Source organism: Streptomyces pyxinicus (assembly GCF_024753135.1).
GTDB classification, from domain to species: domain Bacteria; phylum Actinomycetota; class Actinomycetes; order Streptomycetales; family Streptomycetaceae; genus Streptomyces; species Streptomyces pyxinicus.
Window position 1 is genome coordinate 22644 of sequence record NZ_JANUGP010000025.1, and the last position, 12750, is coordinate 35393.

Below are 12750 nucleotides of genomic sequence, written 5' to 3' on the forward strand. Positions count from 1 at the left end.
CGGACCACAGGGCGTCCCCCTCGCACGCCGGGACCGACGGAAGGAGCCGAGTGTCATCGCGCGCTCTCCCCTCCCCGTCGCCCGGGTGTGCCACGCCTGAGCTGGGCTTCCGCGAGAAGCACCGCCACACCCGTTTCCGCCCCGCGTGGCAGCGCGTCGCCCGGCGCGACGGCCGTCCCGGGGCGCGCGCCGCGTGGTGGGGCGGGCCCGAGGACACCGAGCCGCTGCCGATCAACTGGCTCGACGTCGCCGAGGGCGAGGAGGACGCCGGCGCCGTACTCCTGCGGACCGCGCCCTGGCGGCCCGGCGAACTCGCACTCGACCTGCCCGCCGGCCGGCGCGCGGACCCGGCGCGGCGGGCCGCCGCCGAGACCCGCGACGCGGGCGCACGCCTGGCCGGCTACCAGCCGCTGGTCGAACGCTTCCTGTACCGCTGGACCCCGGGCGACGGCCTGCCCGCACGGCCCGGCCGGCTGCGCTTCGGCCCCGAACCCGACGACACCGCCTTCCTGGGACTGCTGCGCCGCGTCCACCCCGTCACCCTGGACACCCACGCCCGCCGCGCCACCGACGAGGGCGGGGCGGAGCAGGCCGCGCGGGAGGAACTGGCCGTCCTGCGCGGGATGCCTTCGCCGCGCGCGTGGTGGCAGGTCGCCCGCACCCGCGCGGGAGACCCGGTCGGCGGCCACGTCCCGGCGCGCGACTCAACCGGGTCGTGTGTCGGGTCCATCGGCGTGCTGCCCGAGCACCGGGGCCACGGGTACGCCTACGACCTGCTCGCCGCGTGCACCCACTTCCTGACCGGCCTGGGCGCCGTCGCCGCCGCCACCGACCGGGGCAACCTCCCGATGGCCGCGCACTGCGCCGGGGCCGGCTGTCCGGTCGTACGGGAACGCCTGAACTACTGGGCGGCGCGCACCGGCTGAGGCACCAGCAGGTCCTCGGCCGCCGACAGGATCTCGGTGACCCGCAGCCCGAACGCCGCGTCACAGGGATGCGGACGGCCCGAACGGGCGGCCGCCGTCAGGGCGTCCACGGCCCGGGCGAGCGCCGGGACCGCCCCTTCGGAGCTGCCCGGCAGCACCGACACCCCGGCCTCGCCCCGCAGCTCCACCTCGGCCCCGGCCGCCGCGGCCGGGGCCGTCAGGCTCAGCGTCAGCGCGCTGGAGGCGCCGCCGGCGTGCTCCAGCACCAGGTGCACGGTGTCCGCCGGACCGCGCGCCGCCGCCGCGACCCGCCGGGCGTCGCCGAGCACCGGCAGCAGCACCGACAGGGCGTGCGGGCCGACGTCCCACAGGGCGCCCTTCTCCCGCCGCCACGGCGAGGCCGCGAACGGGCTGTCGGTCGTGAACACCGCCCCCAGCCACTGCGCCCGCGCCGTGAACCAGCCCGGCACCGCGGCCTGTTCCTCGATCCAGGCCGCCGGCTCCCGCTGGAACCGGGCGGTGAAGAACACCACCGAGGCCACCCCCGCCGCTGCCACCGCCTTCGCGACCGCCCGCCCCTCGGTGACCGTCAGCGCGAGCGGCTTGTCCAGCAGCAGATGGCGGCCCGCCCGCGCCGCGCGCACCGCCAACTCCCCCTGTACGGCGGGCGGCAGCGCCACCGCGACCGCGTCCACGTCGGCCAGCAGGGCGTCCACGTCGGCGTAGGCGGTGACGCCGTACTCCTTCGCCAGCTCGTCCGCCGCCTCCGGCCGGCGCCCCCACACCCCCGCGAACTCCACGCCGGTGTGCCCGGCGAGGGCGGGGGCGTACGCCGCCCGCGCCCAGGGGCCCGTGCCCAGCAGTCCTATGCGCATGCTGTGTTCCTCGCGTTCCTCGCGTATCTCGGGTGCCTGGCGCTATTCGCGTCCCGCTCGCCGGGCCGTCGCCGCGTGCTCATGATGCCGTGCTCCGGTCGGCGTCCGCGCCCGCGTGGCCCGGCTCCCCGGCACCGGCGAGCCACCGGGCGATGGTCGCGGCGATCGGCTGCCCGGTGTCCATCTCCACGAACCCGAACTGACCGGACTGGTTGCATTCCAGGAACCACCAGATCCCGTCGGCGTCCTCGGCGAAGTCGAAGGCGCCGTAGGCTAGTTCCGCCTCCCGCAGATAGCGCGAGACGCCCTCGGCGACCCGCGGGGGCACGTCCACGGGCGCCCAGGGGGAGGACGCCGGGGCGAACCGGACGTCCACCTCGTCCGGATGGGCGTCCGGGGCGACGGGCATGCGCGCGGCCAGCAGGGTGTCGCCGACCGCGGTCAGCCGGATGTCCGCCCGCTTGGCCACCCGCCGCTGCAGCAGCGTCGGTCCGAAGGCCACCGTCGAGAAGTCGGCGTCCGGCGCGACCCGGCTGGTCGGCACCGCGCGCGGCGGCTCCTGGGGATGCGCGCCGGACACCGGCTTGACCACCAGGTCCGGGAAGCGCTCCGCGAACTCCCGCGCCGCCTGCGGGAACGTTGTGATCAGGGTGGCCGGTACCGCCAGCCCGACCTGCTGCGCGAGGTGCAGCTGCCAGGGCTTGTGCCGGGCGCGGCGGGCGGCGTCCGGATGGTTCATCCAGCGGGCCCCGGTGGCCCGCAGCATGCCGTACAGGGCCTGCGCGGACTCCTCCGTCAGCCAGGCGGACGGGTGCGCCGCGCGGGCGGCCGGCACGCCGGGTCTGCGCACCCAGACGGAGCGCAGGCCGCTCATGCTCACCAGGCGCCCGCCGACGGACAGGTGTCCGCGGCAGGCGCCCCGCACGTACTCACCCGACAGCGCCACCCCGTTCGTCAGGTCGGCGGGATCGAGCCGGACGACGGGCACGCCGGCCTCGCGCAGCCGGAGGACCACCATGTCCGCCGTCACGTCCTCTTCACTGGTCAGGATGAGCACGGTCATCGTCTCGGGCCTGTGGCTCAGTCGTCGAAGTGCGTCTTGGAACCGGCGGTCGACGTGGTCGTCCCCAGTGCTCTCAGGGTCGCGTGGTCGGTGGCGGCGATCCGCCCGTCCGGGAGGACGTTCAACTGCAGTCCGGAGTCGTACGCATACGGTGCGGTGACGTCCAACTGCACTGCGGGCCGCGCGTAGTTGAGCGTGAACGGTTGCATGGGTCTCTCCCTGATTCGGCTTTCACGTCCTTATACGAATCGAACGGGTGATTGGTTTCCTTACTCTCCGTGACCATGGTCCGGAGCGGGTCCCCCGTCGGTGCCGTGCGGTTGCCGTACATAAGGAAGCAGTGCGGGGTTATGCGGTTGCGCCGGTCTGCCGATCGCCGTCGCGTCGGTGACAGAGTGTCGTATGTCACAGCCGATGCGGCCGGATGGAGGGGGTGTGTCGGGGGCGGTTCAGTGCGCGAGTGCTTCCTGTGCCGCCGTCAGGGCCTGTTCCGCGTAGCCGCGTCCGAACAGGACGGCGTGGACCAGGAGAGGGAAGAGCTGGTGCAGGGCCACCCGCTCCCGTCGGCCCTCGGCGAACGGCGCCACCTCCTCGTACCCGGCGAGCACCCGGTCAAGGTGGGGGCAGCCGAACAAGCCCAGCATGGCCAGATCCGTCTCCCGGTGTCCGCCGTGCGCGGCCGGGTCGATGAGCCGGACGGCGCCGTCGGCACCCCACAGCACGTTCCCGTTCCACAGGTCGCCGTGCAGCCGCGCCGGCGGCTCGGCGGGTCCGGCCAGCTCCGGCAGCCGCGCGCAGACCCGCTCGAACACGCCCGCCTCCGCCGGGCGGAGCGTGCCGCGCTCGACGGCGGCACGCACGTACGGCAGCACGCGGTGCTCCGCGTACCAGTGCGGCCAGTCGGTGCCCGGCGCGTTGCGCATCGGGGCGCGGCCGATGTAGGCGTCCTCGGGGCCGCCGGGCGGCGCCGCCCCGAAGTGCGGTGCGCCGGCGGCGTGCAGCTTGGCCAGCCCCTGGCCGAAACGCAGCGCCGCTTCGGGACCGGGACGCCCGGTCGGCACCCGCTCGGTCACCATCCAGCGCTCGTCGTGCCCGAGCACCGCCGGCACCCGGACCGCACCGGCCGCGGCCAGCCAGCGCAATCCGGCCACCTCCGCGCGTACGGCGCCGGGTGCGTCGCCGCGCTTGACCATCACCGGGGTCCCGCCGTCCAGCGTGACCTCGGCCGGCGACCCGGAGGCGGCCCCGGCGCCGGTGGCCGGGCGCCCGGTGAGCCGCGACGCCACCCGCGCGGGGTCGTCGTCTCGAACCTCGTCTCGGTTGACCACGGCCCCAGAGTACGGCCGGGACAAACGCTTTCCCCAGCTCACTTCGAGCGTTGCTACGACGACTTCCGGCCAAACACCGCCGGGCCCCGCCGGGGCGCGGGGCCCATTGGGCCGGACGAGGGGCCCCGAGGGGCGGGTGCTGGGGCAGACGGGTGGTGCGGTGCCCCGGCTGGACGGCTCGGATGGTGGGACCGGGAGCCCTCACTGACGGTGGTTCATGTCGAGACCGGGTCTGACGGCGGATGAGGTATCCGCTGCCCGGCCACGTCGGAAGGACATCACTATGCGTTCTGCCCGCATGCTTTTGGGCACGGCGGCCGCCTCGGCGGTGCTCGCCCTCGCCACGCCGGGCGCCGCGCTCGCCGCCCACGGGGGCGACGACGGGGGCCGTGACGACTCCGCCTACAGCCGCGAGTCCGGCGGCGACCGGGACAAGGGGTCCGGCGGCGACCACGACAAGGGGTCCGGCGAGGACCACGACAAGGACTACGGCAAGGAGCGCGACGACGACGGCGGACGCGACGAGCCGCGCGGCGGAATGCACACGGGTGGCGGAGCGCTCGCCGGTGTGGTGCGCGGCGGCGACTGGGGTTCGGGCTCGGACTCCGGCTCCGGCCGCGACGACAGCCGCTTCGACCCCGACAGCTACAAGGAGAAGGACAAGGGCGGCGACAGCGGCCGCGGTGGCGGCGGTGGCGGGGGCGGCGGCAAGGGTGACGACTGGGGCGGCGGTGGCGACCAGGAGAAGCCGCGCGGCGGTATGCACACCGGTGGCGGCGCGCTGGCCGACCCGGGTGTGACCGCGGGCGGCCTGGCCGTGCTCGCCGTGGGCGCGACCGGCATGTACGCCATGCGCCGCAAGAAGGCCGGCGCCGCGGCGTCCTGACGCGGCGCCACGTTCCAGGGGCTGCGGACGCCGTCGGCGCGTTCCCCGTGCCGACGGCCCGCACCCCCGGCCCCGTACGACCGTCACCCCCCTGGCCGTCCCGTACGGCCGGCCCGGCGCTGCCATCTCCCGGCGGCCCGCTGCCGGTAGCCGCCTGCGGCCGATCCGGCGTGAGCCCTCCCGACGACCGCCGCCCGCGGCCGTCCCCCGGCCCCGCTCCGCCGCGTCCCGCGACGACCCTCGCGTGGCCACCCCCGGCGACCGCCCCGGCGTCGCCGCTCCCCGCGACCGCCGCCCCGCGGCCGTCCCGTACCACCGGCACCGTGCCGCGGACGCGTCGACGCGTCCGCCGGTCCGGTCCCCGTGCTGCCGCACCCGAGAGAGGTGATGCCCGATGGCAGCAGATCCGTCCTCGCAGGCCCCCGCCGACCCGGCGCCGGACGCGCCCGACCCCGGCCGCGGTGGGCGGCTGCTCCTGTGGGGCGTGGCGATCGCCGTGCTCGGTGTCAGTGTGTTCGGCGGCCACCACACGTCCGACGACGGCGCCTCCGGCGCGGCCGGCATCCCCCGCACCACCGCCACCGCACCGGCCGACCCGCGTGAACCCGCCGGCGATTCGCTGCCCCGCTCCGAGCCGACCCGCCTGCGCATCCCGAAGATCGGGGTGGACGCGCCGTTCACCGAGCTGTCGCTGGCCGCCACCGGCCAGTTGGAGCCCCCGCCGGCGGCCGACACCAACCTCGTCGGCTGGTACTCCAAGGGCGCCGCGCCGGGGGAGCGGGGCACTTCGATCATCGCCGGGCACGTCGACACGACGACCTCCGCCGCCGTCTTCGTCAACCTCGACCAACTGGAGGCCGGCGACCGGTTCTCCGTGGAGCGCGCCGACGGCCGCGAGGCGGAGTTCGTCGTCGACGAGAAGGAGTACTTCCCGAAGGACGACTTCCCCAGCAAGCGCGTGTACGCCGACACGGACCGCCCCGAGGTCCGGCTGATCACCTGCGCCGGTGACTACGACCACGCGGTGCGGGACTACACCGAGAACCTGGTGGTCTTCGCGCACCTGGCCTGATCGGGCGCCGTCACCGCGCGAAGGGGCCGCCCGGCGCGAAGGCCAGCGCCGCGAACCGTTCGCCCATCCGGGCGTGCGCGGCGGCGTCCGGGTGCAGGCCGTCGGGGAGCGGCAGTTCGCCGGCGTCGGCCTCGCCGTACAGCGCCCGGCCGTCGAGGTGGTGCAGCCCCGGGTCGTCGGCCGTCCGCTCGCGCACGATCCGGGACAGTTCCGCGCGGATGACGGCGAGGGTGAGCTTCCCGTCCGCGACCTCCGCGGGGTCGCCGGCCGCCCGGAACCGCAGCTGGCCCTCCGCGAGCGCGGCGAAGTCCGGGGCGGTCGGGCCCGGGGTGTCCTCGTGCAGGGGGCACAGGATCGGCGACACGACGAGCAGCGGTGTACGGGGGTGACCCTCGCGGATGGTGTCGAGGAAGCCGTGGACGGCGGGCCCGAAGGCGCGCAGCCGCATCAGGTCGGCGTTGACCAGGTTGATGCCGAGCTTGACACTGATCAGGTCGGCGGGGGTGTCGCGCAGCGCGCGGGCGGTGAACGGGTCGAGCAGGGCGCTGCTCCCGAGGCCCACGTTGACCAGGTCCACCCCGCCGAGGGCGGCGGCGCGGGCCGGCCAGGTGCCGGTGGGACTCGCCGCGTCGGAGCCGTGGCTGATCGAACTGCCGTGATGCAGCCACACCTTGCGGCCCCGGTCGGGTACGGCGTCCACGGGCGCGTCGGTGCGCAGCGCGACCAGTTCGGTCGTCTCGTTGTGCGGCAGCCAGATCTCCACGTCCTTGACGGTGCCGGGCAGGCCGGCGAAGCGGACCGTGGCGACCGGGCCCGGCCGGTGCTCGGTGGCGCCGCTGCGCAGGTCGACCGTGAGCGTGTCGCCGCCGTCGGCGGTGGCGCTGCCCGCCGGGAGGCCGTCCACGAGCAGGTCGTAGACGCCGTCGGGGCGTGGTGGTGCGCCGGCGTAGATCCGCTTGGTGGGTACGGTGTCCAGCTCGACGGTGGTGGCGCGGGTGCGGAAGGCCAGCCGTACGCCGGAGGGCTGGGACTCGGCGAGGGCGAGCTGCGGATCGGCACACTGGGCGCGGGCCCGGGCGGGCAGCCGGTGCGGCAGCAGTCCCCGGGGAGTGCGCTCCAGGTCGAGGGCGCCGCGGATCAGCTCGGCGGTCAGGGTGGTGGTGTGCATGGCCGTCCTGGTGCTTCCGGGGGTGGGGGAGTGGGGTCAGGGGCGGGGCCAGGCGCGCAGCAGGGCGTCGAGGGCGTCCAGGACCCGGTCCCACGACTCCTGCGAGTCGGGGGCGCTGTGGCGGAAGCCGCCGGCCGACTCCAGGCTGACGTAGCCGTGGAAGACGCTGCCGAGGAGGCGGACCGCGTGGGTCTCGTCGGGCTCGGACAGGTCGTAGCCGCGCAGGATCGCCCGGGTCATCTGGGCGTGCCGGCCGCCCGCGCTCGCCGCGGCGGCCTCCGGGTCCAGCGGGTGGCGGGCGGCCGTGTAGCGGCCCGGGTGCTCGCGCGCGTAGTCGCGGTACACGTTGGCGAAGGCGGTCAGGGCGTCCTTCCCGGCCCGCCCGGCGAGCGCGTCGGCGGCCCGGTCGGCCAGCTCCTCCAGCGCGAGCAGCGCGATCCGTGTCTTCAGGTCCCGCGAGTTGCGCAGGTGCGAGTACAGACTGGCGACCTTGACGTCGAAGCGCCGGGCCAGCGCCGACACGGTGACCTGGTCGAAACCGACCTCGTCCGCCAGCTCGGCGCCCGCCCGGACCAGGCGGTCGGGGGTGAGACCCGCGCGAACCATGAGTGTCCTCCTGTCTTTCCGCCGCCGATTATGAACGTACCTAATAGCTTTAGGCAAATTCCATACAGGCGTAGGCGGCGGCGGGTCGCGCGCGCCGGGCACAATGGAGCGCCCCCGGCCGCCGGCCGCGCGGGCAGGGGCCCGCGAACCGGACCGGGAGGCGTCGGATGGAGCTGGAGCTGCGGCACCTGCGGGTGCTGTGCGCGATCGCCGACGCGGGCAGCGTGGGCCGCGCCGCCGCACAGCTCGGGTACTCGCAGCCCGCCGTCAGCACCCAGCTGCGCCGCATCGAACGCCATCTCGGGGAGCCGCTGTTCGAGCGCGGCCCGAGCGGGGTGCGCCCCACCCGCTACGGCGCCGAGGTGGTCGCCCAGGCCCGTGACGTGCTCGCCCGCGCCGACGCCATCGGCCACCGCCCGGCGGCCCCGGGGGCCGCCCGCACCCTGCGTCTGGCCACGACCAACTCGCCCCTGCTGTCCGGCACGCTGTCCCGCGTCCGCGCCCGGCTGCCGGAACTGTCCCTGGCGGTCCACAGCGTGTACGCCTCCTCGCGGATCGTGGAACTCCTGGAAGAGGGTGCCGCGGACCTCGCCATCGCCGCCGACTACCCGGGCATGGAGCTGCGCCACTCGCGTGCCGTACGACACCGGGGGATCGTCACCGAGCCCACGTTCGTCGCCCTGCCCGCCCGGCACCGGTTGCGGCAGCGCGCCCAGGTGCAGCTCGCCGATCTGGCCGAGGACGCCTGGTTCGTGACCCCGGACGACGGCGCGGGCTGGCCCGGGGTGTTCTACGACGCCTGCGCCGCCGCCGGGTTCACCCCGGTCACCGTGCACGAATTCCTGGGCGACCAGACCCAGTTGCAGAGCATGATCGCCGACGGGGTCGGCGTCTCGCTCGTCCAGCCGACGCTGCGGCCGCTGCCGCATGTCGTGGTCAAGCCCCTGGCCGGCACCCCGCTGTGGTGCCGGTACGTGCTGGCCTGGCGGCCCGACACCGTCGCGGACGACCTGGTGGAGACGGTCTGCCAGTCCGCCACGGCCGCCTACCGCGACCTCGTCGCCCAGGCACCCCACCTGCGCACCTGGGCCTCCCGGACCTGGAGCGGCGCCGGCGCCTGAGTGCCGGTCACGGGGGCACCGCGATGTTATGAGCCGTGGGTGTCATGTGCTATGTCACACGCCATTGTTGGGGCGGCCGGGCCGCTGAGACAGTGCCTGACACGCCTCGCCACCCCACAGAGGCGCACCCCCTTCGTGGAGGATCCCCCATGCGCTTTCGCTCTCGCTTCGCGCTGCCCGGACGCGGGTCCGGGCGCCGGCCGGCCCGCACGGCTAGAGGTCTGGCCGGCGCCGCCGTCGTCTGCGCCACCCTGACCGGCCTGTCGGCCGGCCCGGCCCTGGCGGCACCCCGGCCGCACACCACCTCGTCCGCGACCACCGCCCGGCAACCGGCTCCCCAGCCGCCGCCCACCGGCGCGACCACCACCCCCACCGAACGCCCCGCCACCCAGCCCCGGCGCCTGAGCATCCCCCAACTTCCCCCGCAGCAAAGCACCGTGAAGCTCATACGGGGAAGCAAGCGTGCCGCCTCCTGCACGCCGGGCGACTTCGGCGGCCGTACCGGCTCCGCCCTCGTCTCCTTCGTGAAGGCCTCCACCACGGACTGCGTCAACACGCTGTTCTCGGTCACCGGCACGGACGCCCACGGCATCTTCCGTGAGCCCCAGATGCTGACCGTGGCGAACGCGTACACCCGCGCCGCCGGCCAGTACCGCGGCGACAACTCCGGGAGCCTGGAACAACTGGTGCTGTTCCTGCGCGCCGGCTACTACGTGCAGTTCAACCACCCCGGTGACGTGGGCCCGTACACCGCGAGTCTGACCGGTGCCGTCACCGCGGGCCTGGACGCCTTCTTCGCCCGCTCCCACAGCCGGGACGTCAGCGCGGCCAACGGCGAGATCCTCGGCGAGAGCGTCATCCTCACCGACAGCGCCGACCAGCAGGGCCGCTACCTCTCCGTCTACCGGCGGCTGCTGGACGACTACGACAGCTCCTACGACGCGGTCGACAGCATGCTCACGGCCGTCAACGACGTCTACACCCCGCTGTGGCGCGGCAACTGGAACCCCGCGTACGTGAGCGCCGTGGCGGCCGACCCGCGCGTCATCGACACCCTGTACGACTTCGCGCGCTCCAACACCGACCTGCTGGGCACCACCTGGGCCGTCCTGGACTCCAACGCCGGGATGAATGTTGGCCGTTACGTCGAGCATCCCGAACTGCGCGACACCGCAGCCCCGTTGGCCAAGGACCTGCTGGACGCGACCCGGATCGACGGGCCGACGGCCGGGCTGTGGGTCGCCGTGGCCACACAGGTCGACTACTACGACGGCGCCGACTGCGCGTACTACGACGTGTGCGGCCTGCCCGACAAGCTCACCCGGGCCGTGCTGCCCACCACCCATCGCTGCGACGCGCACGTCACCCTCCGCGCCCAGGCCCTGACCGCCGCCGACCTCGACGCCGCCTGCGCGAGTGTCCTGGGCCAGGACGCCTACCACCGCGCACTGGTGAGGTCCGCCGGGCCGATAACCGGCCAGTACGTGTCCGACATCCAGCTCGTGGTGTTCGCGAGCCGCGCCGACTACCAGACCTACGCGGGCGCGATCTACGGCGTCAGCACCGACAACGGCGGCATCACCCTGGACGGCGACCCGTCCGACCCGGCCAACCAGGTCACCTCGATCATGTACCAGAAGGACTACGACGACGGTTTCGTGGCCCGCATCTGGAACCTCAACCACGAGTACACGCACTTCCTCGACGCCCGCGACGACATGAAGGGCGACTTCGGGCAGCAGATCTCGGTGCCGGACGTGTGGTGGATCGAGGGCCTCGCCGAGTACGTCTCCTACAGCTACCGGGGAATCACCGACGCCGAGGCGGTCCAAGAGGCCGGCAAGCACACCTACCGGCTCAGCACCCTCTTCGAGAACACCTACGACAACAGCGACACGACCCGGGTCTACCCCTGGGGCTACCTCGCCGTCCGGTACATGACCGAGCGGCACCCCGACGACGTGCAGCGCATGCTCGCCCGCTTCCGCGCCGGTGACTACGCCGGCGGGTACGCCGTCTACCACGACGGCATCGGCACCCGCTACGACGCCGACTTCGACCAGTGGCTCACGGCGTGCGCCGCCGGCGCCTGCGCCAGGCCTCCCGCGGCCTGAGCGCACCCTCGCACCCGCCGCACACGACGGCCGCCGACCGGAACCCCGGTCGGCGGCCGTCGCCGTGGCCGTACGCGGCCGCCGTCGGTGTCAGTGCGCCGTCACCGGGAACGTCGGGTACTCCACGCCCGAGACGTGCTGGACGACCCGGACGACCTGGCAGGAGTAGCCGAACTCGTTGTCGTACCAGAGGTAGAGGATCGCGTTGTCGCCGTCGACCTTCAGCGCGCCGGCGTCCACGATCGAGGCGTGCCGCGAGCCGATGAAGTCGCTGGAGACCGCGTCGGGCGCGGTGATGAAGTCGATCTGGCGCTTGAGCGGCGAGGTCAGCGAGACCTCGCGCAGGTAGTCGTGGACCTGCTCGCGGGTCGTCTCCCGGGCCAGCTGGAGGTTGAGGATGGCGATCGACACGTCCGGCACCGGGACCCGGATCGAGCTGCCGCTGATCTTCGCCTTCAGCTCGGGCAGCGCCTTGGCGACCGCGGAGGCGGCACCGGTCTCGGTGATCACCATGTTCAGCGGCGCGGAACGGCCCCGGCGCTCGGACTTGTGGTAATTGTCCAGCAGATTTTGGTCGTTGGTGAACGAGTGGACCGTCTCCACGTGGCCGCGCAGCACGCCGTACTCGTCGTCCATCGCCTTCAGCGGCGGCACGATGGCGTTGGTGGTGCAGGAGGCGCAGGACAGGATCTGCTCGTCCGGCTTGATGGTGTCGTGGTTGACGCCGTGCACGATGTTCGGGACGTCGCCCTTGCCGGGCGCGGTCAGCACGACCTTCTCGATACCGGGGCGCAGGTGCCCGGACAGGCCCTCGCGGTCGCGCCACTTGCCGGTGTTGTCGATGAGGATGGCGTCGCGGATGCCGTACTCGGTGTAGTCCACGTGCGACGGGTCGTCGGCGTAGATCACCTTGATGGCGTTGCCGTTGGCGACGATCGTGCTGCTGCCCTCGTCCACCGTGATGGTGCCCTGGAACTGGCCGTGGATGGAGTCGCGGCGCAGCAGCGAGGCGCGCTTGACGAGATCCCCGGCGGCCCGGGGGCCGCCGCCGCGCACGACGATGGCGCGCAGTCGCAGGCCGTTGCCGGAGCCGGACTTCTCGATCAGCAGCCGGGCGACGAGCCGGCCGATGCGGCCGAAGCCGTACAGCACGACGTCGCGGGGCGCGCGGCGCTCGATCTTGTTGCCGCCGGTGGCGCCGGCGACGGCCTCGGCGGTGAACTCGGCGACGCTCAGGCCGCGTTCGTCGGCCCGGTGCAGCGTGGCCAGCATGCCGAGGTCGATCTGCGCGGGCCCGAGGTCGAGGGCGGCCAGGGCCTGGAGGTAGGGCATCGTCTCGGTGACCGACAGCTCGGCGCCGGCGATCTGCCGGGCGAAGCGGTGGGTCTTCAGGATGCTGACCACCGACTTGTTCACCAGGGAGCGGCTGTGCAGCAGGACGGTGACGTCCCGCTCGCGGTGCAGCTTCCCGATGAGCGGGATCATCGACTCCGCGATCTCCTCGCGGATCTTCCAGTTGGTGAACGAGTCGTCGTTGACAGTCACAGATCTATCTTTCGAGCTAGGCAGCGCTCATATGGTAACCACACCC

General features: G+C 74.0%; 12 protein-coding genes. 5 read left to right on the forward strand and 7 right to left on the reverse strand.

Translation table 11 applies throughout. The features are described from left to right. The first annotated feature begins 50 nt into the window (after nt 1-50). Nucleotides 51-926 carry a GNAT family N-acetyltransferase gene (locus NX794_RS26855; protein ID WP_258781613.1) on the forward strand — a complete coding sequence of 292 codons (876 nt, stop codon included), beginning with the start codon at nt 51-53 and terminating at the stop codon, nt 924-926. Here NX794_RS26855 and NX794_RS26860 read toward each other — a convergent pair. From NX794_RS26860 to NX794_RS26875, 4 genes are all read right to left on the reverse strand, one after another. Further along, a complete protein-coding gene (locus NX794_RS26860; RefSeq protein ID WP_258781614.1) occupies nt 902-1801 on the reverse strand; it encodes a Gfo/Idh/MocA family protein in 900 nt (299 codons plus the stop codon). The two genes, NX794_RS26855 and NX794_RS26860, sit on opposite strands and share 25 nt — an antisense overlap. A 79-nt stretch (nt 1802-1880) precedes the next feature. After that, nucleotides 1881-2864 (reverse strand): ATP-grasp ribosomal peptide maturase, encoded by a 984-nt coding sequence (gene tgmB, locus NX794_RS26865; protein WP_258781616.1) that lies wholly within the window; start codon nt 2862-2864, stop codon nt 1881-1883. A 17-nt stretch (nt 2865-2881) separates the two neighbouring features. Continuing rightward, nucleotides 2882-3073, reverse strand: coding sequence for a putative ATP-grasp-modified RiPP (tgmA, locus tag NX794_RS26870; RefSeq protein ID WP_014670659.1), 192 nt, complete (start codon nt 3071-3073; stop codon nt 2882-2884). A gap of 240 nt (nt 3074-3313) precedes the next feature. Next, the gene (locus NX794_RS26875; protein ID WP_428985964.1) at nt 3314-4192 is read right to left on the reverse strand and encodes a fructosamine kinase family protein; all 879 of its coding nucleotides are present in this window, start codon (nt 4190-4192) and stop codon (nt 3314-3316) included. 283 nt (nt 4193-4475) lie between these two features. Here NX794_RS26875 and NX794_RS26880 point away from each other — a divergent pair, with 283 nt between their 5' ends. After that, a complete protein-coding gene (locus NX794_RS26880) occupies nt 4476-5078 on the forward strand; it encodes a hypothetical protein (RefSeq protein WP_258781617.1) in 603 nt (200 codons plus the stop codon). Between the two features lie 394 nt (nt 5079-5472). Then, nucleotides 5473-6150, forward strand: coding sequence for a class F sortase (locus NX794_RS26885; RefSeq protein WP_258781618.1), 678 nt, complete (start codon nt 5473-5475; stop codon nt 6148-6150). 10 nt (nt 6151-6160) lie between these two features. Here NX794_RS26885 and NX794_RS26890 read toward each other — a convergent pair whose 3' ends face one another. Both NX794_RS26890 and NX794_RS26895 read right to left on the reverse strand, forming a co-directional pair. Then, nucleotides 6161-7318 (reverse strand): SGNH/GDSL hydrolase family protein, encoded by a 1158-nt coding sequence (locus tag NX794_RS26890; RefSeq protein WP_258781619.1) that lies wholly within the window; start codon nt 7316-7318, stop codon nt 6161-6163. Between the two features lie 36 nt (nt 7319-7354). Next, nucleotides 7355-7924 carry a TetR/AcrR family transcriptional regulator gene (locus NX794_RS26895; RefSeq protein WP_258781620.1) on the reverse strand — a complete coding sequence of 190 codons (570 nt, stop codon included), beginning with the start codon at nt 7922-7924 and terminating at the stop codon, nt 7355-7357. Nucleotides 7925-8091: 167 nt separating this feature from the next. Between NX794_RS26895 and NX794_RS26900 the strand changes: the two genes are divergently transcribed. Next, entirely contained in the window at nt 8092-9045 is a 954-nt protein-coding gene (locus tag NX794_RS26900; protein WP_258781621.1) for a LysR family transcriptional regulator, read from the forward strand. Nucleotides 9046-9194: 149 nt separating this feature from the next. Then, on the forward strand, nt 9195-11159 hold the full coding sequence (locus tag NX794_RS26905; RefSeq protein ID WP_258781622.1) for a collagenase: 1965 nt from the start codon (nt 9195-9197) through the stop codon (nt 11157-11159). A gap of 90 nt (nt 11160-11249) precedes the next feature. Here the strand turns inward: NX794_RS26905 and NX794_RS26910 are convergent, their stop codons facing one another. Then, a complete protein-coding gene (locus tag NX794_RS26910; protein WP_258781623.1) occupies nt 11250-12704 on the reverse strand; it encodes a glyceraldehyde-3-phosphate dehydrogenase in 1455 nt (484 codons plus the stop codon). Nucleotides 12705-12750: the final 46 nt, after the last annotated feature.

Excerpts from the sequence above, each read along its gene's own strand:
- NX794_RS26900 (WP_258781621.1), top strand. The coding sequence starts at position 8,092 with ATGGAGCTGGAGCTGCGGCACCTGCGGGTGCTGTGCGCGATCGCCGAC.
- NX794_RS26885 (WP_258781618.1), top strand. The coding sequence starts at position 5,473 with ATGGCAGCAGATCCGTCCTCGCAGGCCCCCGCCGACCCGGCGCCGGAC.
- NX794_RS26895 (WP_258781620.1), bottom strand. The coding sequence starts at position 7,924 with ATGGTTCGCGCGGGTCTCACCCCCGACCGCCTGGTCCGGGCGGGCGCC.
- NX794_RS26905 (WP_258781622.1), top strand. The coding sequence starts at position 9,195 with ATGCGCTTTCGCTCTCGCTTCGCGCTGCCCGGACGCGGGTCCGGGCGC.
- tgmB (WP_258781616.1), bottom strand. The coding sequence starts at position 2,864 with ATGACCGTGCTCATCCTGACCAGTGAAGAGGACGTGACGGCGGACATG.
- NX794_RS26890 (WP_258781619.1), bottom strand. The coding sequence starts at position 7,318 with ATGCACACCACCACCCTGACCGCCGAGCTGATCCGCGGCGCCCTCGAC.
- tgmA (WP_014670659.1), bottom strand. The coding sequence starts at position 3,073 with ATGCAACCGTTCACGCTCAACTACGCGCGGCCCGCAGTGCAGTTGGAC.
- NX794_RS26880 (WP_258781617.1), top strand. The coding sequence starts at position 4,476 with ATGCGTTCTGCCCGCATGCTTTTGGGCACGGCGGCCGCCTCGGCGGTG.
- NX794_RS26860 (WP_258781614.1), bottom strand. The coding sequence starts at position 1,801 with ATGCGCATAGGACTGCTGGGCACGGGCCCCTGGGCGCGGGCGGCGTAC.